This is a genomic window from Yoonia sp. (assembly GCF_046292185.1).
In the GTDB taxonomy this organism is placed as follows: Bacteria; Pseudomonadota; Alphaproteobacteria; order Rhodobacterales; family Rhodobacteraceae; genus Yoonia.
The window spans coordinates 12,677-34,040 of the sequence record NZ_JBKBQY010000032.1; the positions used below are offsets into that span (position 1 = coordinate 12,677).

The 21,364-nt window shown below is 61.2% G+C and carries 24 protein-coding genes and 1 tRNA gene; 9 read left to right on the plus strand and 16 right to left on the minus strand.

The window, feature by feature from the left end:
• Positions 1 to 2 precede the first annotated feature (2 nt).
• Positions 3 to 1,076, minus strand: a complete 1,074-nt coding sequence (locus tag ACK4TM_RS07945; protein WP_409699351.1) for a two-component system sensor histidine kinase NtrB — start codon at positions 1,074 to 1,076, stop codon at positions 3 to 5.
• Entirely contained in the window at positions 1,073 to 2,062 is a 990-nt protein-coding gene (dusB, locus tag ACK4TM_RS07950; RefSeq protein WP_409699354.1) for a tRNA dihydrouridine synthase DusB, read from the minus strand. Before dusB ends, ACK4TM_RS07945 begins: the two co-directional genes overlap by 4 nt.
• 195 nt (positions 2,063 to 2,257) lie before the next feature.
• On the opposite strand from dusB, the gene ACK4TM_RS07955 reads away from it, so the two are divergent.
• Genes ACK4TM_RS07955 through ACK4TM_RS07965 form a run of 3 tightly spaced genes read left to right on the plus strand, consistent with a single transcriptional unit; the run spans position 2,258 to position 4,337 of the window.
• Entirely contained in the window at positions 2,258 to 3,388 is a 1,131-nt protein-coding gene (locus ACK4TM_RS07955) for a bifunctional 2-C-methyl-D-erythritol 4-phosphate cytidylyltransferase/2-C-methyl-D-erythritol 2,4-cyclodiphosphate synthase (protein WP_409699358.1), read from the plus strand.
• Positions 3,385 to 3,873 (plus strand): phosphatidylglycerophosphatase A, encoded by a 489-nt coding sequence (locus ACK4TM_RS07960; RefSeq protein ID WP_409699361.1) that lies wholly within the window; start codon positions 3,385 to 3,387, stop codon positions 3,871 to 3,873. The genes ACK4TM_RS07955 and ACK4TM_RS07960 overlap by 4 nt, the downstream gene beginning before the upstream one ends.
• Positions 3,870 to 4,337 carry a CinA family protein gene (locus tag ACK4TM_RS07965; protein ID WP_409699364.1) on the plus strand — a complete coding sequence of 156 codons (468 nt, stop codon included), beginning with the start codon at positions 3,870 to 3,872 and terminating at the stop codon, positions 4,335 to 4,337. The genes ACK4TM_RS07960 and ACK4TM_RS07965 overlap by 4 nt, the downstream gene beginning before the upstream one ends.
• Here the strand turns inward: ACK4TM_RS07965 and ACK4TM_RS07970 are convergent.
• A complete protein-coding gene (locus ACK4TM_RS07970; RefSeq protein ID WP_409699367.1) occupies positions 4,298 to 4,771 on the minus strand; it encodes a type II toxin-antitoxin system RatA family toxin in 474 nt (157 codons plus the stop codon). The genes ACK4TM_RS07965 and ACK4TM_RS07970 overlap by 40 nt on opposite strands.
• A 134-nt stretch (positions 4,772 to 4,905) precedes the next feature.
• On the opposite strand from ACK4TM_RS07970, the gene hpt reads away from it, so the two are divergent.
• The 4 genes from hpt (at position 4,906) to ACK4TM_RS07990 (ending at position 7,022) form a co-directional block, all read left to right on the plus strand.
• Entirely contained in the window at positions 4,906 to 5,448 is a 543-nt protein-coding gene (gene hpt, locus ACK4TM_RS07975; RefSeq protein ID WP_409699370.1) for a hypoxanthine phosphoribosyltransferase, read from the plus strand.
• Complete coding sequence (locus tag ACK4TM_RS07980) at positions 5,448 to 5,621, plus strand: hypothetical protein (RefSeq protein WP_409699373.1); 174 nt, start codon at positions 5,448 to 5,450, stop codon at positions 5,619 to 5,621. Before hpt ends, ACK4TM_RS07980 begins: the two co-directional genes overlap by 1 nt.
• A gap of 70 nt (positions 5,622 to 5,691) precedes the next feature.
• On the plus strand, positions 5,692 to 6,156 hold the full coding sequence (locus tag ACK4TM_RS07985; protein ID WP_409699376.1) for a c-type cytochrome: 465 nt from the start codon (positions 5,692 to 5,694) through the stop codon (positions 6,154 to 6,156).
• Positions 6,156 to 7,022 carry a c-type cytochrome gene (locus tag ACK4TM_RS07990; RefSeq protein WP_409699378.1) on the plus strand — a complete coding sequence of 289 codons (867 nt, stop codon included), beginning with the start codon at positions 6,156 to 6,158 and terminating at the stop codon, positions 7,020 to 7,022. The genes ACK4TM_RS07985 and ACK4TM_RS07990 overlap by 1 nt, the downstream gene beginning before the upstream one ends.
• Before the next feature lie 79 nt (positions 7,023 to 7,101).
• On the opposite strand, the gene lipA is transcribed toward ACK4TM_RS07990, so the two are convergent.
• Both lipA and ACK4TM_RS08000 read right to left on the minus strand, forming a co-directional pair.
• Positions 7,102 to 8,061: a lipoyl synthase gene (lipA, locus tag ACK4TM_RS07995; RefSeq protein WP_409699381.1), complete on the minus strand. Its 960-nt coding sequence runs from the start codon at positions 8,059 to 8,061 to the stop codon at positions 7,102 to 7,104.
• Positions 8,062 to 8,162: 101 nt separating this feature from the next.
• Positions 8,163 to 9,284, minus strand: a complete 1,122-nt coding sequence (locus ACK4TM_RS08000) for a DUF6456 domain-containing protein (RefSeq protein WP_409699384.1) — start codon at positions 9,282 to 9,284, stop codon at positions 8,163 to 8,165.
• A gap of 246 nt (positions 9,285 to 9,530) precedes the next feature.
• Between ACK4TM_RS08000 and ACK4TM_RS08005 the strand changes: the two genes are divergently transcribed.
• On the plus strand, positions 9,531 to 9,827 hold the full coding sequence (locus ACK4TM_RS08005; RefSeq protein WP_409699387.1) for a DUF6477 family protein: 297 nt from the start codon (positions 9,531 to 9,533) through the stop codon (positions 9,825 to 9,827).
• A 59-nt stretch (positions 9,828 to 9,886) separates the two neighbouring features.
• Here the strand turns inward: ACK4TM_RS08005 and ACK4TM_RS08010 are convergent, their stop codons facing one another.
• The gene (locus tag ACK4TM_RS08010) at positions 9,887 to 11,437 is read right to left on the minus strand and encodes a trimethylamine methyltransferase family protein (RefSeq protein WP_409699390.1); all 1,551 of its coding nucleotides are present in this window, start codon (positions 11,435 to 11,437) and stop codon (positions 9,887 to 9,889) included.
• A 134-nt stretch (positions 11,438 to 11,571) separates the two neighbouring features.
• Between ACK4TM_RS08010 and guaA the strand changes: the two genes are divergently transcribed.
• Positions 11,572 to 13,131 carry a glutamine-hydrolyzing GMP synthase gene (gene guaA / locus ACK4TM_RS08015; protein WP_409699393.1) on the plus strand — a complete coding sequence of 520 codons (1,560 nt, stop codon included), beginning with the start codon at positions 11,572 to 11,574 and terminating at the stop codon, positions 13,129 to 13,131.
• Between the two features lie 50 nt (positions 13,132 to 13,181).
• Here guaA and ACK4TM_RS08020 read toward each other — a convergent pair whose 3' ends face one another.
• The 10 genes from ACK4TM_RS08020 to ACK4TM_RS08065 form a co-directional block, all read right to left on the minus strand.
• Positions 13,182 to 14,300 carry an SLC13 family permease gene (locus ACK4TM_RS08020; protein WP_409699396.1) on the minus strand — a complete coding sequence of 373 codons (1,119 nt, stop codon included), beginning with the start codon at positions 14,298 to 14,300 and terminating at the stop codon, positions 13,182 to 13,184.
• 84 nt (positions 14,301 to 14,384) lie between these two features.
• A tRNA-Arg gene (locus ACK4TM_RS08025) sits at positions 14,385 to 14,461 on the minus strand.
• A 48-nt stretch (positions 14,462 to 14,509) separates the two neighbouring features.
• Positions 14,510 to 15,733, minus strand: coding sequence for a cysteine desulfurase (locus ACK4TM_RS08030; RefSeq protein ID WP_409699398.1), 1,224 nt, complete (start codon positions 15,731 to 15,733; stop codon positions 14,510 to 14,512).
• Positions 15,730 to 16,326 (minus strand): YIP1 family protein, encoded by a 597-nt coding sequence (locus ACK4TM_RS08035; RefSeq protein ID WP_409699400.1) that lies wholly within the window; start codon positions 16,324 to 16,326, stop codon positions 15,730 to 15,732. Before ACK4TM_RS08035 ends, ACK4TM_RS08030 begins: the two co-directional genes overlap by 4 nt.
• Positions 16,323 to 16,826, minus strand: a complete 504-nt coding sequence (locus tag ACK4TM_RS08040) for a YIP1 family protein (RefSeq protein ID WP_409699402.1) — start codon at positions 16,824 to 16,826, stop codon at positions 16,323 to 16,325. The genes ACK4TM_RS08035 and ACK4TM_RS08040 overlap by 4 nt, the downstream gene beginning before the upstream one ends.
• Positions 16,826 to 18,112: a SufB/SufD family protein gene (locus ACK4TM_RS08045; RefSeq protein WP_409699404.1), complete on the minus strand. Its 1,287-nt coding sequence runs from the start codon at positions 18,110 to 18,112 to the stop codon at positions 16,826 to 16,828. The genes ACK4TM_RS08040 and ACK4TM_RS08045 overlap by 1 nt, the downstream gene beginning before the upstream one ends.
• Positions 18,112 to 18,870 carry a Fe-S cluster assembly ATPase SufC gene (gene sufC, locus ACK4TM_RS08050; protein WP_409699407.1) on the minus strand — a complete coding sequence of 253 codons (759 nt, stop codon included), beginning with the start codon at positions 18,868 to 18,870 and terminating at the stop codon, positions 18,112 to 18,114. Before sufC ends, ACK4TM_RS08045 begins: the two co-directional genes overlap by 1 nt.
• 11 nt (positions 18,871 to 18,881) lie before the next feature.
• A complete protein-coding gene (locus ACK4TM_RS08055) occupies positions 18,882 to 19,133 on the minus strand; it encodes a hypothetical protein (protein WP_409699410.1) in 252 nt (83 codons plus the stop codon).
• Entirely contained in the window at positions 19,130 to 20,653 is a 1,524-nt protein-coding gene (gene sufB, locus ACK4TM_RS08060) for a Fe-S cluster assembly protein SufB (RefSeq protein ID WP_409699413.1), read from the minus strand. The genes ACK4TM_RS08055 and sufB overlap by 4 nt, the downstream gene beginning before the upstream one ends.
• Positions 20,654 to 20,663: 10 nt before the next feature.
• Positions 20,664 to 21,364: cysteine desulfurase family protein (locus tag ACK4TM_RS08065; RefSeq protein ID WP_409699416.1), on the minus strand; the 701-nt coding region annotated here is incomplete at its 5' end.

Consider the following 21,364-nt stretch of genomic DNA (forward strand, 5'->3'; position numbering starts at 1 on the left):
GATCATGTCTCATCCTCGGTCTCTTTCGGTGCAAGCGGCAGCGAGATACGGAACACCGTGCGCCCCGGCACGGAATCCACCGAAATCCACCCGCCCGCATCGCTGATCAGCTTGGACACCAGCGCAAGGCCCAGCCCGGTGCCGTTTTCCTTGCCCGATACGAAAGGTTCAAACACATCCGCTGCGATGCTGGGCGGCAGGCCGGGACCATCATCGATAATCTCGATCTGCAGCGGCAGGCGCGATTGGGTGCCATCGTCGCGCCTGACGCGCAGGGATGTGTCATAAAACGTATGCAGCCGGATCGCGCCACCGTCCCGGTTCGCCTCTGACGCGTTTTTCAGCAGGTTCAGAAAGACTTGCAGCAACTGATCGGCATCCGCCATGGTGCGCGGCAGGGACGGATCGTAATCCTCGATATACAGCATATGCGCGCCGAACCCGACCGAGGCGCTTTGCCGCGCGCGGTCCAGCACATCATGGATATTGACCGGCTTCAGCAAAGGCGGGCGCAGATTGCCGAATTGTTCGACCTGTTCCAGCAATTTGACGATCCGGCGGCTTTCCTCGACGATCAGATCGGTCAGTTCCTGATCCTCCTTGGTCAGCCCCATCGACAAAAGTTGCGCCGCCCCGGTGATCCCTGCCAGCGGGTTCTTGATCTCATGCGCGAGCATTTCCGCCATGCCTATCGCCGATTTCGCCGCCTTGGCAGACGACAGGTTTTGGGTGATCCGGCTGGCAATCTCGCGCGGGCTGATCATCACGATCATCACGCCGTCAGTGCCCTGCAGCGGTGAAAACTGCACATTGCATTGCATCGGTGCATGTTCACCGCTGCCGACATCCACATCATTAACGAAAAGCGATGACCGGTTGGCGCGCGCGCGTGCGAATGGTGCCTCCAACGGCGCGTCGATCAGCACCTTTTCCCAGATCCGCTGGCCCACCAGCGACCGTGTCGACAGGTTGAGGAAACTTTCCGCCGCCGGATTGCTTTGAATAATCACGTCATCGCCATCCAGCAACAAGGCCGGCACCGGCAGGGATGACCAGAGCGCGCTATCCTCGATCATGCCGCCACCCGCATCGCCAAGGCATCCGGCAGATCGCGCAGCACCGCATCGGGGTTGGTTTCGGTCAGGATCGCCTTGCGCAAATCCGCAGGCGTGCCCGCATCATCCATATACCAACCCAGGTGTTTGCGCGCCACGCGGCGGCCCATGTCAGCGCCATAAAATGTCAGCATTGCCGTGTAATGTCCCGCAACCATATCATAAAATGCATCACCTTGCGGCACTAGGGGAACCGGCCCGCCATGCAGCGCCGCCGCCACCTGCGCCAGCACCCAGGGCCGCCCCTGCGCACCGCGCCCGATCATCACCCCGTCGGCACCCGATTGCGCAAGCGCGTCACGCGCCGCCTGCGGGCCGGTGATATCGCCATTGGCGATCACCGGGATCGTCACCGAATCCTTGATGTCACGGATAGCGCGCCAATCGGCGCTGCCCTTGTAAAACTGGCAGCGCGTGCGCCCGTGGATCGTGACCAGCCTGATCCCCGCATCCTGTGCGCGCCGCGCGACATCAGCCGCGTTCAGGCAATCATGATCCCAGCCCAGCCGTGTTTTCAACGTCACCGGCAGTTTGACGGCGTTCACCACAGCCTCGATCAGCCGCAGAGCATGATCCGGGTCGCGCAGCAGCGCCGAACCGGAATAGCCATTCGTCACCTTCTTGGCTGGGCAGCCCATGTTGATGTCGATCATCGCGGCACCATTCGCCTCGATCATCCGTGCCGCCTCGGCCATCCAATGCGCCTCGCGCCCCGCGATCTGCACCGCGGTGCCTTGCTGGTCGAATCCCAGCTCTGCCCGTTCGCGCACGCCCGGTTTCGCCTGCACCATTTCCTGACTGGCGACCATTTCGCTGACAACCCAGCCCGCGCCAAAGGACGCGACCAATTGCCGGAACGGCAAATCGGTGATCCCCGCCAGCGGGGCCAAGGCCACCGGCGGCTGCAAGGACAAACGGTCGATGCTGATGCTATTATTGTAAGCCAAGGATTTCACATGCGCCTAAAGGGTGTGCGTTGCTGTTGAAATAGGCCGGATCAGGCCACATCACAACGCCATGCAGGCCGAATTATCCGTGTTCTATAGCAGATGATTAAAAAACAGGCAATCCGCCCGGTAAAGAGACGAATTGCGCCGCAGCGCGCAGCGCCTTACACCCATGTTAGCAGCAACAGGACCGACATGACCACCAGTGCCATCATCGTCGCCGCAGGCCGTGGCACCCGCGCGGGCGGGGAGATTCCCAAGCAATGGCAGATGCTTGGGTCGCGCAGCATCGCCGCCCATGCGATGCAGCCCTTTGCCGATCACCCCGGTATCGCCAGCCTCGTGCTGGTTGTTCACCCCGATGATCCCGGCGATCTGTGGCGGGATACGCCACAAGCGCAGATCATCGCCGGCGGTGCCACCCGCAAGGCCAGCGTCATGGCAGGCCTCGCCGCCCTGCCCGCCGGCACCACGCAGGTGCTGATCCACGACGCCGCGCGCCCCTTGGTCAGCGCCGCGATCATCGATCACGTTTTGTCAGCACTTGAGACGCATCAGGGCGCGGCCCCTGCCGTCGCTGTCACAGATACGCTCTGGCATGGCGCGGCAGGTCACGTCACCGGCGTGCAGGACCGCACCAATCTCTACCGTGCGCAGACACCGCAGGGGTTTCACCTTGCGCCGCTGCTGGCCGCGCATCAGATGCATGATGGTGACGCCACCGACGATGTGGGCGTGGCCCGCGCCGCCGGGCTGGACGTCGCCATCGTGGCAGGCGATGAAAGCAATATCAAAGTCACCACGCCCGGCGATTTCGCCCGCGCGGCCAGATTGATGGGACAGGATATGGATATCAGATGCGGCAATGGCTATGACGTGCACCGCTTCGGCCCCGGCGATCATGTCTGGCTTTGCGGTGTGAAGGTGCCGCATGGGCGGTCCCTGCAAGGGCATTCCGACGCCGATGTCGGCATGCATGCCGTGACGGATGCGATCTATGGCGCGCTGGGTCAGGGCGATATCGGGCAGCATTTCCCCCCGTCGGACCCACAATGGAAAGGCGCGGAAAGCCATATCTTCCTGCGCCATGCCGTCGGGCTGGCACAGGCACAGGGGTACAAGATCAGCAATGTCGATTGCACCCTGGTCTGCGAATACCCCAAGATCGGCCCGCATCAGGCGGCCATGAAATCCGCCCTCGCCGCGATCATGGGGCTGGACGCCGACCGGATCAGCGTCAAGGCCACCACTTCCGAACGGCTGGGTTTCACAGGCCGCGAAGAAGGCATCGCCGCCATCGCCACAATCACATTGGTAAAACCATGACACATCTGATCGCCACGTTTTTCTATATCGGCCATCTGCGCCCCGGCCCGGGCACTTGGGGGTCGCTCGCCGCGCTGCCCGTCGCTTACGCGCTGGTGATGCTGGCGGGGCCTTGGGCGCTGGTCGCGGGTATCATCCTCGCCTACGCGCTTGGCTACTGGGCGACCGGCGTGGAAACCGCGGGCAAGGCCGATCACGACCCTTCTGAGATCGTGATTGACGAAGTCGCGGGCCAATGGATCGCCCTGCTGCCCGTCGTCTTCGGTGCGGCGATGCGCGATGCCGACCTGCTGGCGCTCTGGCCCGGCTGGGTCGCGGCCTTCGCGCTGTTCCGGCTGTTCGACATCACCAAATGGGGGCCCGTCGGCTGGGCCGACCGGATGCACGGCCCCACCGGCGTGATGCTGGATGATGTGATCGCCGGTCTGATGGCCGCCATCGGCGTCGTGGCGCTTGCCGCGCTGTTCCATCTGGTGCTGCTATGACAGCCGCCGCCGTGCTGGATGCCGCCCGCGCGCGCGGCCTGATGATCACATGCGCCGAAAGCTGCACCGGCGGCATGGTCAGCGCCGCGCTGACCGATGTGGCCGGATCATCCTCTGCCTTTGACCGGGGCTTTGTCACCTATACCAACGACGCGAAAATGCAGATGCTCGGGGTGCAAAAGGCCACGCTCGACGCCCATGGCGCGGTCTCCGAACAGGTGGCGGCGGAAATGGCGCAAGGCGCGCTGGGTCATTCCGACGCGCAGATCGCCGTGTCGGTCACCGGCATCGCGGGGCCGGGCGGGTCCGAACACAAACCCGAAGGGCGCGTCTGTTTCGGCATCGCCACCGCGTCAGGGTGCCACACGGAAACGGTGGAATTCGGGGCGTTGGGCCGCGAACAGGTGCGCCGGGCCACGACCAATCACGCCCTTGATTTGCTGCTGGGCGCCTTGTCGTCATAAAGCTCATGCGCGCGGCGTTCAAAGGCGCGCACGATCCGCTGCATCGCTTCGTTGAAAAACATCCCGGCAGCGCCCTGCAACAACCGGTTGCGAAACTCGAAATCCACAAAGAACGACACTTCGCAGCCGCCATCCACATCGCGGAAATTCCACTGGCTTTCCATATGTTTGAACGGGCCGTCCAGATAGGCGGTGTCGATCCGGCGGATATCTGGCCAAAGCGTGACCTGTGATCCGAATGTTTCGCGGAACACTTTGAACGAAATCACCAGATCGGCCAGCATCACGATATGATCGCCGTGGTCCGTCGTGCTGCGAATGCGCGCCGCAGCGGTCCAGGGCAGGAATTTGGGGTAATTCGCGACATCGCCAACAAGGGCATACATCTGATCCGCGTCAAAGGGCAGAATCCGGGTCTCGGAATGTTGTGGCATGGTCAATCCATTCGCTGCTGCCTTGGTGTCGGCCAAAACGGCAGCGGTTTCAAGGGCCGCAGGGCAGATTTGCACCATTGTCGCAGGCCCGGATTTGCGCCACAACAGCCCTGCCCCAACAGCCGGAGACAGCGATGCCCGCCGACCACCCTCCTTACGTGATCGACCAGATGATCAGCGCGAAATCCATCGCCGCACGGATCGAAACGCTGGCCCGCGACATCGCGGCAGAATTTGCAGGCACCGACAAACTGGTGGTCGTGGGCCTGTTGCGGGGATCATTCGTGTTCATCGCCGATCTGGTGCGCGAACTCGATCTGCCGGTCGAGGTGGATTTTCTCGAAGCGTCCTCCTATGGCGACGGCATGGAAACCAGCCGCGAGGTGCGGATATTGAAGGACCTGCGCGGCCAGATCGAAGGCCGCGATGTGTTGGTCGTCGAAGATATCGTGGATACTGGACACACATTGGCCCATGTCACGCGGTTCCTGCTGTCGCGCAATCCCGCCCGGTTGCGCACCATCGCCCTGCTGGATAAACCGGCAAGGCGCGAGGTTGATTTCAAGGCCGACTGGACCGGCTTTGAAATCCCCGATGAATTCGTCGTGGGCTACGGCATCGATTACGGGCAACGCAACCGCAACCTGCCCTATATCGGCAAGGTCAGGTTCACCTGATGCACCCGATCTGGCTGGTGCGCGCCAAACGCTGGGTGCAGAACCCGCCATCGCCGGGCCGGATCAAATTCATCGCGGCGATCATCGTGCTGTGCCTGCTGCTGCTGATCGTGGAACGGACCCTTGGCTGGCCAGAGGCGCTGACCCCCAACAACCTGCGGCAGATGCGCTGACGTTTTCGTGTTTATGGATTTGGCAACGCCCGGACTAACGTAGCGTCATCCTCAGCAACCGGAGATTGCCATGCGCCGCCACGTTTTCATTGTTACCGCTGTTTTCATGTCCACCACCGCCCTGCTGGCGCAGGATCTGACCGAAGATCAGGAACGCGCGATGACCGCGCGGCAGGCGCATATGTCGCTTTACGGCTTTTACCTGACCCCGCTGGGCCAGATGGCGCAGGACCGTATCCCCTATGACGCGGATGTCGCCGCTGCCGCCGCCAGCAATCTGGCCGCCATGGCCGCCATCGACCAAAGCCCCTTCTGGGTCGATGGCACCGACAGTTCACTGGAAAACAGCCGCGCGCGGGCCGAGATCTGGACCAATCCCGACGGCTATCTGGAGGTCAAGCAGAACATGGAAGATGCGACCGCCGCGCTGGCACTGGTCGCAGGTGACGGGCTTGACGCACTGAAAGGGGCCTTTGGCCCGGTCGGGCAATCCTGTGGCGCCTGCCACGAAAATTTCCGCGCCCCAGCAAATTAATGGCCCGCTGGCCTTGGATCGTGGGGATCGTCGTGGTCGGCATCGGCGCAGGCTGGGTCGTCACCAGACCCAGCCCCCTGCCCGCCAACGCCCTTGACGGGATCACCGGTGATGCCGCGCGGGGCGAAATCACCTTTGCCGCCGCGGGCTGCGCGTCATGCCACACAGCACCCGATGGCCCGCCCGATGTGCTGGCCGGTGGCAAGGCATTTGCCAGCGATTTCGGCACGTTTATCGCGCCCAACATATCCCCCGATCCGGTACATGGCGTGGGCAACTGGTCCGATCTGGACCTCGCCAGCGCGATCACGCGCGGCGTGTCACCCGACGGCGCGCATTATTACCCGGCCTTTCCCTATACCAGCTATATCAAGGCCGATCTGCAGGACGTGGCCGACCTGATCGCCCATCTGCGCACCCTGCCCGCCGATGCGACACCCAGCCAGCCGCATGATCTGGGTTTTCCCTACAACATCCGTGCCAGCCTTGGTCCGTGGAAGGCGCTTTACCTGCGCGATACCTGGGTGATGGACGCAGACACCCCAGAACTGGAACGCGGGCGGGAATTGGTCGAGGCTTTGGCCCATTGCGCCGAATGCCACACGCCGCGGAATGCCTTGGGCGGGCCGGACCGCAGCGCATGGATGACAGGTGCGCCCAACCCCAGCGGCGACGGGCGTATCCCAGACATCACCCCTGCCGGACTGGACTGGTCGCAACAGGATATCGCCGAATACCTTAGCAGCGGGTTCACCCCCGATTTCGACAGCGCCGGCGGCACTATGGCTGATGTGATCCGCAATACCGCGCAACTGACCGATGAAGACAGGCTAGCGATTGCCGCCTATCTCAAGGCCCTGCCTTGAGATCGTGGGACGCCGCCCCGCACCCCCCGGATCAAGTCAGGGACAGGCTTCGTATTTTTGGAAAAAAGAAGTGAAGGCGTCAGGCGATCCCGAGTTTTCTGTTCCTTGCATCCCGCAGGCGCGCGAAATCATCACCAGCGTGATAAGATGACCGCGTCAGCGGCGTGGCGGAGACCATCAGGAACCCCTTGCCATAGGCGGCCTTTTCATAGCCTGCGAATTCCTCTGGCGTGACGAAACGGTCAACCCGGTGGTGTTTCGGCGTCGGTTGCAGATATTGGCCCACGGTCAGGAAATCGATATCCGCGGCGCGCATGTCATCCATGACCTGCATGACAGATTGCTTGTCCTCGCCCAAGCCCACCATGATGCCGGATTTGGTGAACATCGACGGGTCCAGTTCCTTGACCCGCTGCAACAGCCGCAGCGAATGGAAATAGCGCGCACCGGGCCGCACCTCGGGGTACAGCCCCGGCACGGTTTCCAGGTTATGGTTAAACACATCGGGGCGGGCTTTCACCACCACCTCCAGCACCGCCGGATCGCAGCGGATGAAATCGGGCGTCAGGATTTCGATCGTCGTGCCGGGCGACTGGCGGCGTACGGCGCGGATGGTCTGGGCGAAATGTTCTGCACCGCCGTCTTCGACATCGTCGCGGTCCACCGATGTGATCACCACATGGTTCAGCCCCAGCTTTTTCACCGCATCGGCGACGCGGCCCGGCTCGAAAACATCCAAGGCTTCGGGTGGTTTGCCGGTGGCGATGTTGCAGAAGGTGCAGGCGCGGGTGCAAACCTCGCCCATGATCATCATCGTGGCATGGCCCTGTGACCAGCATTCACCGACATTGGGGCAACCCGCCTCTTCACAGACGGTGACCAGTTTATGTTCGCGCATGATGTCGCGGGTGGTTTTATAGCCTTCAGACGTCGGTGCCTTGACCCTGATCCAATCCGGTTTCTTGGGCTGGGGTGCGTCGATGCGCCGCTGCTTTTCGGGATGGCGTTGCGCCGGGATCTTGAGATCGCGTGGGGACATCGGTTTGCTCCGCTCAGATATGTTATACAGGTAGCCTTGCGCGCAGGATTTGTCCAATCCCAAGCGCGAGCGCATGACAGGGCTGCGTGCAGCACATGCGGCTAGCCGATCAGCGGGCCGGAATCGCCCTGGCTTTGCCGGTAATGCCGCGCCAGCCGGTCAAGGGCGATGCGCAGAACGATCTTGCCCGACCGCGCCGACCAGCCCATGCATTTCTCGGTCGTTTCCAGCCCTTCGAGCAGGCAGCAACAGCGCAGCACCACATCGCCCAGCCCCGGCCCCAGATCATGCAGCGCGGCGCGGACCCGTTCATGCGCAGCGCGGGCGGCAGGCGTGGCATCGGCGCAGATGGCGGGCATCCGGCCCACGGCGGCATATGTCCAGTCCAGATTGCCGCCGGTGGCCAACTGCGCCAGTTCAAAATCCTCGCGCAGCCGTTCGCCGGTGACGACCATGTCACGGGTCAGAAAATAGCCGCCGTCGCGGTCGCGCCTGCGCGCCAGCCCGATCAGCGGGCTTTCGGCGGGGGTATATCGCGCGGGCCTTGTCCGGCCGGTTTCTAGCTTCATCATCGCCCAGCCGGTATCGGTATCGTCGCCCGCGAGCTTGTCGGCGAAACCGCTGGCGCGGTTTTCACCTTCGGCGGTCAGACGGCGCAATGCGGCACGGCCCAGCCCGGTGATGTAATAGCGCGCGATCTTTGCGTCGGGGTCAAGACAGGCGATCCAGTCCTTCAGCGCCATGGCCTGCGCGATTTCACGGTCCACCGATGTCGTGCGCAACTGGTCGCCTTCGGCAGTTTCGCGCACCACCACAGCGGTGTCCAGATCGCGGGCGGCGGCCAGCACCGCGCCCTGTTCACATAACCTGCGCAGGATGCGGCACGCCTCTTGGTCGATGCGCTGTTGCGTCAGGGCGAAACCGCCCGCGGCTTCTGTCGGGTTGCTGTCAGACGTCATTGATATTGTTCCCTTTTGATGTTCCCCGGAACCGGCGCTGGCCTGCGCCGATAACGATTTAAGCGCCCCGTCGATCAGCAGATCATCGCGGCGGATTTCCAGTTTGCGGACCTGCCGCAAAATGGTGGACGGATGGCAGGCGCAGGCGCGCGCCACGGCCCGGATCGACAGGCCCGATTCCGTATGGGTCAGATAATTGCGGGCGGCATCGGGCACCCATTGCGGGAAGGGATCGGCGAAATCCGGCCCGGATCGTGCATTCATGATCTGTTTCCTTTCCCCGCAACCATCCCGGTCGAGGCAGAGATTCCCGTCAGATGTATCATCGCCTACTCTTCCTAAAATTGTATGGTTACGCATTTGTTAACGCCATTCTGGCTGCGTCAACAATAGTTACCAATGCACTAAGGTTTCGTAAGCGGAGCGTTCTTAACTATTACAGAACAGGCAACACCCGCATTGGTTGTGCGATACTCGCGCCATCAGACCTGCAACCAAAAGGATTGCCCCATGCTTGATGTCATGACCCGGATTCGCCAATTGCACCGTCCCGCGCTTTTGGTGCGCGCCGCCCGTTTTGGGCTGGACCATTACCGACGCGATGCGGTGCTGCGCCGTTTGCTGAAAACCGACAAGGTGCCGCGCCCGGCGGCGGCGGTGATGGCGCTGCTGAGCCGCGAGGCGACGATCAACGCACGCCGATTGTCCGGCAAGGGCGATTATTCAATGGCACGCCATGTGGAATTGCTGATCGCGATCAATGCAGAGGCACGTCTGCTGATCGCCGCAACCCCGCGTGCGCTATGAGGCGCGCGGGGTACATCTTCCCCGCGGGGAAGATCGCTAAACCTTCCCCGTGGGGAAGGTCAGGCAAAGGCATCCGGCATCGCGGCCTTTTTATCGGCGACATAGGCGCGCAGACGCGCCTCGATTTCCGGGTCCAGCGGGGGCTGCTGATAGGTATCGATCAGCCGTTTCACCCGCAGGCTGGCTAGCGCCTGGGTGTCGCGCGCGCCTTCTTCGTCCCATGTCTCGAACGGTTTGTAATCAAACAGGTCCGACCGCCAGAAGGCGGATTTGAAATTGGCCTGCGTATGTTCGCAGCCCAGAAAATGCCCGCCCGGCCCGACCTCGGCCAGCGCATCCATCGCCTGCCCGTTTTCGGACATATCCACGCCGCGTGCGAAATGGTGCAGTGTGCCCAGTTGATCGGCATCCATGACGAATTTTTCAAAACTGGCGACCAGCCCGCCTTCCAGCCAGCCGCAGGCGTGGAGCATGAAATTCACCCCCGACAGCAACCCCATATTGAGGCTGTTGGCGGTTTCATAGGCGGCCTGCGCATCGGGCAGTTTCGACCCACAGAACGACCCGGCAGACCGATACGGCAGGCCCATCCGGCGGGCAAGCTGGCCCGCGCCATAGGTGATCTGGCTGGCCTCTGGCGTGCCAAAGGTGGGCGCGCCGGAATTCATGTCGATAGAGGCGACGAATGTGCCGAAAATCACCGGCGCGCCGGGGCGGATCAATTGGGAATAGGCGACACCGGCCATCACCTCGGCCAATACCTGCGTCAGGGTGCCTGCGACCGACACCGGGGCCATGGCACCGCCGACAATGAATGGGCTGATGATCGACGCCTGATTATGGCGGGCGAACACCTCCAGCGCGCCCATCATGACGCTGTCAAAGGTCAGCGGCGAATTGATGTTGATCAGCGATGTCAGCACCGTGTTGTCGCGCACGAATTCCTTGCCGAACAGAATCTCGCACATCTCGACGCTGTCCTGCGCGCGGCTGGGTTCCGTCACCGACCCCATGAAGGGTTTATCGCTGAGGGTCATATGCGCCAGCAACATATCCAGATGGCGTTTGTTCACCGGCACATCCGTGGGTTCGCAGACCGTGCCGCCGGAATGGTGCAACCATTTCGACATATAGCCCAGTTTCACGAATTTTTCGAAATCCGCCATCGTCGCGTAGCGCCGCCCGCCTTCGGCATCGCGGACGAAAGGCGGGCCGTAGACCGGGGCCAGCACCAGATTCTTGCCGCCGATCACCACGTTGCGGTCGGGGTTGCGGGCATGTTGCGTAAATTCGGACGGGGCCGTCGCGCAGAGCTTGCGCGCAAGGCCGCGCGGAATGCGGACACGTTCGCCGTCGATATCCGCCCCGGCATCGCGCCACAGGTCCAGCGCGGCAGGGTTATCGACGAAATTCACCCCGATCTCGGCCAGAATCGTTTCGGCATTCGCCTCGATCACTTGCAACGATTCCTCGGTCAGGACCTCGTAATTGGGGATGTTGCGTTCGATATATTTCGCGGTCTCGACACTGACAGCGGTGCGTTCTGCGCGCCGCGCGGCCCCGCCGCCGCCACGGGCACGGCGTGGTGATGTGACTGCTGTATCAGACATGGCGATTCCCCCAAGGTTTGCGCCTTTCTACCGCCACGCGGCCCCTGCCCCTGCCGTGTTTGCGCCGCCTCAGGCGTGAAAACGACATTCCCCGCCTCTTGCGCAGGATCGCAACTGGCTTTACCGGAGAGCACATGGAAAACATCACTTATGAACGCCTGCTGATCATTGATTTCGGCTCTCAGGTCACCCAGTTGATCGCGCGGCGCTTGCGCGAATTGAATGTCTATTGCGAAATTCACCCGTTTCATAACGTGACGGATGAATTTCTGGCCGAATTCGCGCCCAAGGCGGTGATTTTCTCGGGCGGTCCGGCATCCGTCTTTGCCGATGGCGCGCCGATGCCACCCAAATCGGTGTTCGACCTTGGCGTGCCGATCCTTGGCATCTGCTATGGCCAGCAAGTGATGATGCATGTCCTTGGTGGCAAGGTCGAACGCGGGCATGGCACGGCAGAATTCGGCCGCGCCTTTGTGACGCCGGTGGAGAAACTCGACCTGCTGGAAGGCTGGTTCCTGACCGACCGCGAACAGGTCTGGATGAGCCATGGCGACCATGTGTCATCTATCGCGCCGGGCTTCGCGGTCTATGGCACATCGCCCAACGCGCCATTTGCGGTCACGGCGGATGTGGACCGGCATTTTTATGCCGTGCAATTCCACCCCGAAGTGCACCACACCCCGAACGGCGCGCGTTTGTATGAAAACTTTGTCCGCATCGCGGGCTTTTCCGGCGACTGGACCATGGGCGCTTACCGCGAACAGGCGATTGCCGCGATCCGCGAACAGGTCGGCGATAAACAGGTGATCTGCGGTCTGTCGGGCGGCGTTGATTCCTCTGTCGCTGCCGTGCTGATCCATGAGGCGATCGGCGATCAACTGACCTGCGTCTTCGTCGATCACGGTCTGCTACGGCAGGGCGAGGCGGAAGAGGTCGTGACCATGTTCCGCGACCATTACAACATGCCGCTGATCCATGCCGATGAACGCGAATTGTTTCTGGGCAAGCTGGACGGTGTCAGCGACCCCGAAACCAAGCGCAAGATCATCGGCGGGCTGTTCATCGACGTGTTTCAGAAATACGCCAACGGGATCGAAGGGGCAGAATTTCTGGCGCAAGGCACGCTCTACCCCGATGTGATCGAATCGGTGTCGTTTTCGGGTGGTCCGTCCGTGACGATCAAAAGCCACCACAATGTCGGTGGGTTGCCCGAAAAAATGGGCCTGAAACTGGTCGAACCCCTGCGCGAACTCTTCAAGGACGAAGTGCGTGCCTTGGGTGCCGAACTCGGCCTGCCGCCCAGTTTCATCGGGCGTCACCCTTTCCCCGGCCCTGGCCTGGCAATCCGCTGCCCCGGCGAGATTACCCGCGAAAAGCTGGATATCCTGCGCAAGGCCGACGCGGTCTTCATCGACCAGATCCGCAAACACGGGCTGTATGATGATATCTGGCAGGCCTTCGTCGCGATCCTGCCAGTGCGCACCGTGGGCGTAATGGGCGACGGACGAACCTATGATTTCGCCTGCGCCCTGCGCGCGGTGACATCGGTGGACGGGATGACGGCGGATTATTACCCCTTCAGCCATGATTTTCTGGGCGAGACCGCAACACGGATCATCAACGAGGTGACGGGGATCAACCGCGTGACCTATGATATTACCAGCAAACCCCCCGGCACGATCGAGTGGGAATGAGTGAATGACGATACGCCGCCCCTGATCCTGGGCGGCGTTTTTTTCTGCTGTCAGCCCAGCAAAGCCAGCAGCAATGCTCCGGCGCCAAGGCTTGCGCCGAAGACCGGTAGCGACCACAGGTGGAACTGCCACCAAATCCCCTTTTGCCCGCCAAGCCGCAGCGCGATCAGATTGGCCAGTGACCCGATGGCCAAACCAAAGCCGCCGACGTTAACCCCCCAGGCGAGCGCGCGCCAATCCTCGGCGAAAGGGGCCAGAAAAATCGCCGCCGGGACATTCGACATGACTTGCGACAGCAGCGCCCCCACAGCATAGGCCGCGTCGGCCCCATCCATCGCTGCGGCGGTCAGGGCCGCCAAGGTGGGAACCTGACCCAGCAATCCCAAGTTGACAAACATCAGCACAAAAACCAGCAGCAGCGGCCAATCCACCCCGCGCAGCAGATTGCGAAAGAGCAACGCAAAGACCGCCAGAACAGCACCCGCCCCGATCAGCGCATGGCCCGCATTCACCGCCAGCAGAAACATCGGATAGGCCGCCAGTGATAGCATCATCAGCCCGCGCTGTAGCGGCACAGCGCCCGTGGTGTCGTGCAGAACCAGCCGCGCCCGGCCAAAGCCAAGGGGGATCAGCGCAAGTACGATGATCAGCATCGCCCCGGCCATCGGCAGCATGGCAAGGGTAAATTCCACAAATCCCGCCCCGGACCGTTGCCATAAAAACAGGTTCTGCGGATTGCCCACCGGCGACAGCGCAGAGCCCGCATTGACCGCCAGCGCCTGAAAGATCACCAGCCGCGCCACCGGCAGGTTCGCCACACGCGCCAGTCCAAGGGTCAGCGGCACGGTCACGAACAGGGCCACATCATTCGTGACCACTGCCGAAAGCAGCGCCGCAAACAGCACCAGCGCAAAGGCCAGCCCACGGGTGCTGCGCAGTTTCGCGATCATCATCCGGCCCAGACGGTCGATCAGGCCCGAAATTTCCAACCCACGGCTGAGCACCATCAGCCCTGCCAGCGCCGCAACAGTCTTCCAATCCACCAGCGCGATCAGATCAGGCAATGGTGCGGGGACCGCCCACAGCATCACCGGTAAAAGGCCGATCAGGATAACCAACAGCCATTCGGCCGTCAGCCATTTCCTTATGCGCGGGAAAATATCTGTCATATGCTGATGGAGCGGGAAAGCCCTGCCTTGTCAACGTGGGACAGGCTGAGAACGGTATATTGAGCCGTTATTTACGACGGAATTTGGTGCACCCGACAGGATTCGAACCTGTGGCCTCTGCCTTCGGAGGGCAGCGCTCTATCCAGCTGAGCTACGGGTGCCTTAGGCGGTTCTATAGCGGGGCCGGACGGGCCTCGCAATGTCAAAAGTCAGGAAAACAGGTCGTGGCACAATTCCAGCGCGTCGATCAGAACGTCGACTTCCTCGGGCGTGTTATAGACACCGAATGACGCGCGGCAGGTGGCGTTCTGGCCGATATGTTCCATCAACGGCATGCAGCAATGCGCCCCGGCCCGCACGGCGACGCCTTTTTTGTCCAGCACGGTGGAAATGTCATGCGCATGTGCGGCCCCTTCCAATGTGAAGGAAAAGATCGCGCCCTTGCTGTCGGAATTGCCCTGCACCTGCACCCAGTTCAGCCCGTCCAGCCGGTCGCGCGCATAATTGCGCAGGCCGCGTTCATAATCGGCGATATTCTCCATCCCCAGCCCAGTCATGTAATCCAGCGCAACGCCCAGCCCGATCATCTGCACAATGCCGGGTGTGCCGGCCTCGAACTTCATCGGGGGGTCGTTCCATGTCACCGTATCGCGGCTGACCTCGCGGATCATGTCGCCGCCGCCTAGGAAGGGGCGCATTTCGTCCATACGTTCGCGGCGCACATAGATCGCACCGGACCCGGACGGGCCGTAAAGTTTATGCCCCGTGATCGCATAGAAATCGCATCCCAGCGCCTGCACATCGACGGGCATATGCACGGCGGCCTGCGATCCGTCCACCAGCACGGGCACGCCCTTGGCATGCGCGCCGGCGGTGATCGCCTTGATATCCACCACGGTGCCCAGCACGTTGGACATATGGGTGATGGCGACCAGTTTGGTCTTTGGACCTATCGCGTCGATCACCTTTTGCGGGTCCAGATCGCCGCGCGCATCGGTTTCGACCCATTTGATCACCACGCCCTGCCGTTCGCGCAGGAAGTGCCAAGGCACGATATTGGCGTGATGTTCCATGATCGACAGCACGATTTCATCGCCTGCTTCCATCCGGGGCATAGCCCAGCCGTAGGCGACCATATTGATCCCCTCGGTGGTGCCGGAGTTCATGATGATCTCATCCTCTGACCCCGCATTCAGAAAGCGCGCGATGGTGCTGCGCACACCCTCGTATTTTTCAGTCGCGAGGTTGGACAGGTAATGCAACCCGCGATGCACATTGGCATATTCGTGGGAATAGGCCTGCGTGACCGCATCGATCACAACCTGCGGTTTCTGCGCCGATGCGCCGTTATCAAGGTAAACCAGTGGCTTGCCATTCACCTGCCGCGACAGGATCGGGAAATCGGCGCGGATTTTGGGGATATCTAGGGTCATGCGGGGACTCCGGTAGGGGCGACGCCCAGAACTGACAGGACGATACCTGCGATCAATGCCGTGGCGATCAGCGCGAAAAGCATGACCAGAATGGTCTTGCCGATGCTTTCGAACCCATGCATCACATTGACGAAATTCAGCACACAGCGGATCAGGATCACGAGAGAGATGATACCGAAATAGCCCGCGATCATCGGGCTGATGATCACCAGCAGGACCTGCACCGCTTCGAGCGAGACGCTGACAGCCTGAAACAGGACGATGACCTTGAGGGAATCGTCGACCGTACCCTGCCCGCCCATCATCCGGCCGATGTGGTAGATCGTGTAAACCAGCAGAAACAGGAACACGAGGATGATCGCGGCATAGCTGAAGGGCGTCAGCCCCATGCCTTGCCCTTCCAGCGCGACAGGCACCGGCGACACCGCCTGCAGCAGCGCCAGCATCAGCACGTTCAGCACCGCCACCAGCAACAGGGCCGCCCAGAGGTTGGCCAGACTGATCTGCCATGTCAGCACATGGCGCGCGGCATTGGCAGGGTCGGTGATCGTCCCCCAGAGGGCGCGCAGCGCAGATTGCGGTGTCATGTTCATCGTTCGCTTTCTGCTTCGCGCATTGATTGCACCCAGATGACCGCAAAGGCGATCAGCCAGAATGCGCCAATAATATTCGTCTCGATCCCCGGCCCGACAAAACCCCGCATCATGCCGTGCAGCAGGATCGCGGGGGATGTCGCCAGCATCGTCCAGAACAGGGCGACACGGGCACCATACATCGTGCCTTTGCCGCCGAACAGACGCGCCACAAGATGTGTGACGGCGGCGAGGAAATACAGGAACAAAGGCCAGACCATCAGCCAGGCCAGAAATTCATAGGCCATCAGCCGGTCAAGCGCCGGCACCTCTGCCCCCGGTGCCAGATCGAAACCTGCGGCCATCCGCGACAGGCGCGGCCATTGCGCGATGAAGATCAGGAAACAGGCAATCAGCAGATAGGCGATTGCCCGGTCTTCCCGCCTGCCCTGATCCAGAATATCGCGCATCACCGCACGCGGCGCGCGCCATGTCCGCACGATGTCGCTGGTGACGGGCATCAGGCCCGCCGCGCCAGCCAGCCTTCCAGCCGGGTTTGCAATTCTTCGGCAAGGTCCGCGTCTTCGATTTCGGCCAGCGCTTCGGCGAGGAACGACAGCGTCAGCAGATTGCGCGCATCATGCAAGGGCACACCGCGCGAGCGCAGATAGAACAAAGCCACCTCGTCAATCGCCCCGGTGGTGGACCCATGCGAACAGGCGACGTCATCTGCGTAAATCTCAAGCTCTGGCTTGGCGAGGAACTGGCTGTCGTCGTCCAGCAGCAAGGACTGGCTGATCTGATAGCCATCGGTTTTCTGCGCGCCTTGTTTGACAAGGATCTTGCCTTGGAACACGCCGACCGCGCCGTTGCGCAGGACTTTTTTGAACACCTGACGGCTTTCGCCGCGCAGCGCGTCATGGGTCACGAATATGGTGTCATCATGGTGGAAATCATCGCCATCCCCGACGCAGGCACCCGCCACATGGGCGATTGCATCATCGCCGCGCATGTCGATCACGCATTCATTGCGCGTCAGCACGCCGTTGAAGGCCAGCGTGAAGGATTTGAACACGGATTCCGTACCAAGCTGCGCAAAACAATGCGTCACGGCCCGGCGTTCATGATCATTGCCTTGCACGCGGATGTGGTGGAATTGCCCTTTGCTGGCGATATCCACCTCCAGACAGGTATTCAGTCTTGCGGCACCGGGGCCGGTTTCAAGCAAGGTCAGGCGCGCGCCGTCTTCCACCCGGACGACATGGTGCAGGGTGACGTCGGATGTTTCGGACTGGTGCAGATAGGTGATATGCACGGGCCGCGTCACGGCATCCGTCGCACGGATCACGATCCCATCTGTGGCAATCGCGGTGTTCAGCGCGGCCAAGGGACGCGGCACGGGATTTTGCCCGCGCTGTTCCAATGTGCCGTAAAGGTCCTTGGCCCAATGGATATCGGCCTGCGTCGCGGCGGACAGATGGTCGATTTCCAGCCCCGTGCCGGTCAGGTCGTCCGATTGGCTGGCATCGAAGATACCATCGACAAAGACCAGCGCGATCTTGTCCACGCCCGCGAACAACGGCCCTTCACCATTGTCGAACAGTGCCGCCGCAGGGGCGTCGATCGCGACCAATGACGCAGGGTCGGTGTAGCGCCAGTATTCATCGCGCCGCGTGGGCAGGCCCATGGCGCTGACCCGCGCCAAAGCATCGCTGCGCGCCGCCTGCGCCCAGACTGCCCCGTCCGGCACGCTGACAGCGGCCAGCCGGTTGGTGGTGGTATCCAGTTTCAATTGCGCAACTGCCATCAGGCCGCCCCTGCCAACAGATCGGCATAGCCGTTGTGTTCAACCTCTAGCGCCAGTTCCGGGCCGCCGGATTTGATGATTTTGCCTTCCGACAGGATATGCACGAAATCGGGTTTGATATGGTCCAGAAGGCGCTGGTAATGCGTGATCACAAGGAAAGACCGATTGTCCGACCGCAGCGCGTTCACGCCGTCAGCGACCAGTTTCATCGCATCGACATCCAGCCCGGAATCGGTTTCATCCAGAATGCACATCTTGGGTTCCAGCATCGCCATCTGCAGGATTTCGTTGCGCTTCTTCTCGCCGCCCGAGAAGCCCACGTTGACGGGCCGCTTGAGCATTTCAGCGTCGATCTTAAGATCTTTGGCCTTGGCGCGGACTTCCTTGAGGAAATCACCCGCGCTCATCTCTTCCTGCCCGCGCGCCTTGCGCTGTGCGTTCACGGCGGTGCGCAGAAAGGTCATGTTGCCGACGCCGGGAATTTCGACGGGGTATTGGAACGCCAGAAACAGGCCGGCGGCGGCGCGTTCTTCAGGGTGCATATCCAGCAGATCGGCACCTTCCAGTGTGGCGGACCCGTCTGTCACCGCATATCCGTCCTTGCCGGACAGGATATAGGACAGAGTGGATTTGCCCGACCCGTTCGGCCCCATGATCGCATGCACTTCACCCGGCTTGATCGACAGCGTCAAACCGTTGAGGATTTTTACCTGCGCATCTTCTTCAAGTTCGGCGTGTAGGTTGTTGATTTCCAGCATCTTATTCTTCCTTACTTCATCACTTGGCCGCGCATGCCGGGTCCGTCAATCTTGCCCTTGCCGCGCGTTTCGACGCGTTGCGCCATTCCGTTCAATACCACGTCGCTGTCATCGGCGATCAGCGTGCCGCCGACCATGCCGTCGACAATCACGCGCGCGCCGCCGCGCATATGCAGGTTGCCGTTGATCATGGTGTTCCGCAGGACAAGAGCGTCCTCCTCGATCACCAGATCACCAAGATGCATCCCTTCGACGCGTTTCACCCCACCGATCCTTCCAACGAGATTGCGACAAGCGCCTGCGCTTCCATCGCGAATTCCATCGGCAGGGCCTGCAACACTTCTTTGCAGAACCCGTTGACGACCAGCGCGACGGCTTCTTCCTCGTCCATGCCACGGCTGCGGCAATAGAACAATTGATCGTCGTCGACCTTGGATGTCGTCGCCTCATGCTCAACCCGCGATGAATTATTCTTCACCTCGATATAGGGCACGGTATGGGCGCCGCATTGATCGCCGATCAACAGGCTGTCGCATTGGGTATAGTTGCGGCTGTTCTTGGCGCGCGGGTGCATCGACACCAGCCCGCGATAGGTGTTCTGCGCCTTGCCCGCGCTGATCCCCTTGGACACGATGCGCGATTTGGTATTCTTGCCCAGATGCACCATTTTCGTGCCGGTATCAGCCTGCTGCATGTTGTTGGCGATGGCGATGGAATAGAATTCACCCTGGCTGTCATCGCCGCGCAGAATGCAGGACGGGTATTTCCATGTCACGGCAGAGCCGGTTTCGACCTGCGTCCACATCACCTTGGCCCGGTCACCCCGGCAATCGGCGCGTTTGGTGACAAAGTTATAGATCCCGCCCTTGCCGTTTTCATCACCGGGATACCAGTTCTGCACGGTGGAATATTTCACCTCTGCATCTTCCTCGACGATGATCTCGACCACGGCGGCGTGAAGCTGTGCCACATCGCGTTTGGGTGCGGTGCACCCTTCGAGGTAAGAGACATAAGAGCCCTTATCCGCAATGATCAGAGTGCGTTCAAACTGGCCGGTGTTTTCGGCATTGATCCGGAAATAAGTCGACAATTCCATCGGGCAGCGCACGCCCGGCGGGATGTAGACGAACGAGCCGTCGGAAAAGACCGCCGAATTCAGCGTCGCATAGTAATTGTCGGATTGTGGGACGACGGAGCCGAGGTATTTCTTCACCAGTTCCGGGTGATCGCGGATCGCCTCTGATATCGAACAGAAGATCACGCCGGCCTTTTTCAGTTCGGCCTGAAAGGTCGTGCCGACGGAGACAGAGTCAAACACCGCATCCACCGCGACCTTGCGGCCTTCGGCGGGCATGTTTTCCGCGCCTTCGACACCGGCCAAAATCGCCTGTTCCTTCAGCGGGATACCCAGTTTGGCATAGGTCGCCAGCAATTTGGGATCGACATCATCCAATGACTTGGGCTTGATCGCCATGCTTTTCGGGCGGGCGTAGTAATAGATGTCCTGAAAGTCGATTTTCGGATAACTGACCATCGCCCATGTTGGTTCTGTCATCTGTTCCCAGCGGGTGAAGGCCTGCAGACGCCATTCGGTCATCCATTCGGGTTCTTCATTCTTGGATGAAATCAGCCGCACGATATCGGGGTTCACGCCTTTGGGGGCGTAATCCATCTCGATCTCGGTTTCCCAGCCGTGTTTATAGGTGCCAGACAGGGCTGCGACCGCATCGACCGTGTCCTGATCGACACCTTCCTTGACTTCGATTTTGTCCAAAACAGTCATTGTCTTCCCCTCATGCCGCACGCAACCGCGCGCGTTTCTGTGTCCAGGCCTGCGCAAAGCGCAAGACCTCTTCTTCTGTTGTGTCCAGCCCCAGCGACACCCGCAGCGCGCAGGCCGCATCATCGCCATCCAGACCAAGCGCGTGCAACACGCGGCTTTGCTTGACCTTGCCGGACGAACAGGCCGATCCGGCGGAAACGGCAAACCCTGCCAGATCCATCGCCATCACCTGTGTTTCGCCTTTCCAGCCCGGTGTTACAAAACACGTCGTGTTCGGCAAGCGTTCCAGACCTTTCCCTACAAAAATAGTATTCTTTTCGGCAGCCTCAATGGCCTTTTCTAGAATATTTCTAAGTTGCGCAACCTGTTCCCAGCGCCCTGCCGCCAGATCACGCTGTGCTGCCTGTGCTGCAGCGCCCATGCCCGCGATGGCGATGACGTTTTCGGTGCCGGACCTGCGGCCCATTTCCTGCCCACCGCCCTTGATCTGCGCGGCAAGGTCATGCCCGCGGGGCATAATCAGCGCGCCGATCCCTTTGGGGCCGCCGAATTTATGCGCCGACAAGAACACCATCTGCACGCCGGACCATGCATAGGAAAACGGTATTCTGCCGAACCCTTGGGTGATGTCCGACACCGCCAGACCATCCGGCAGGCGCTGCACGATCCCGGTTTCGGAATTGGCCAGTTGCAGCGTTGTGCGTGCCGGAT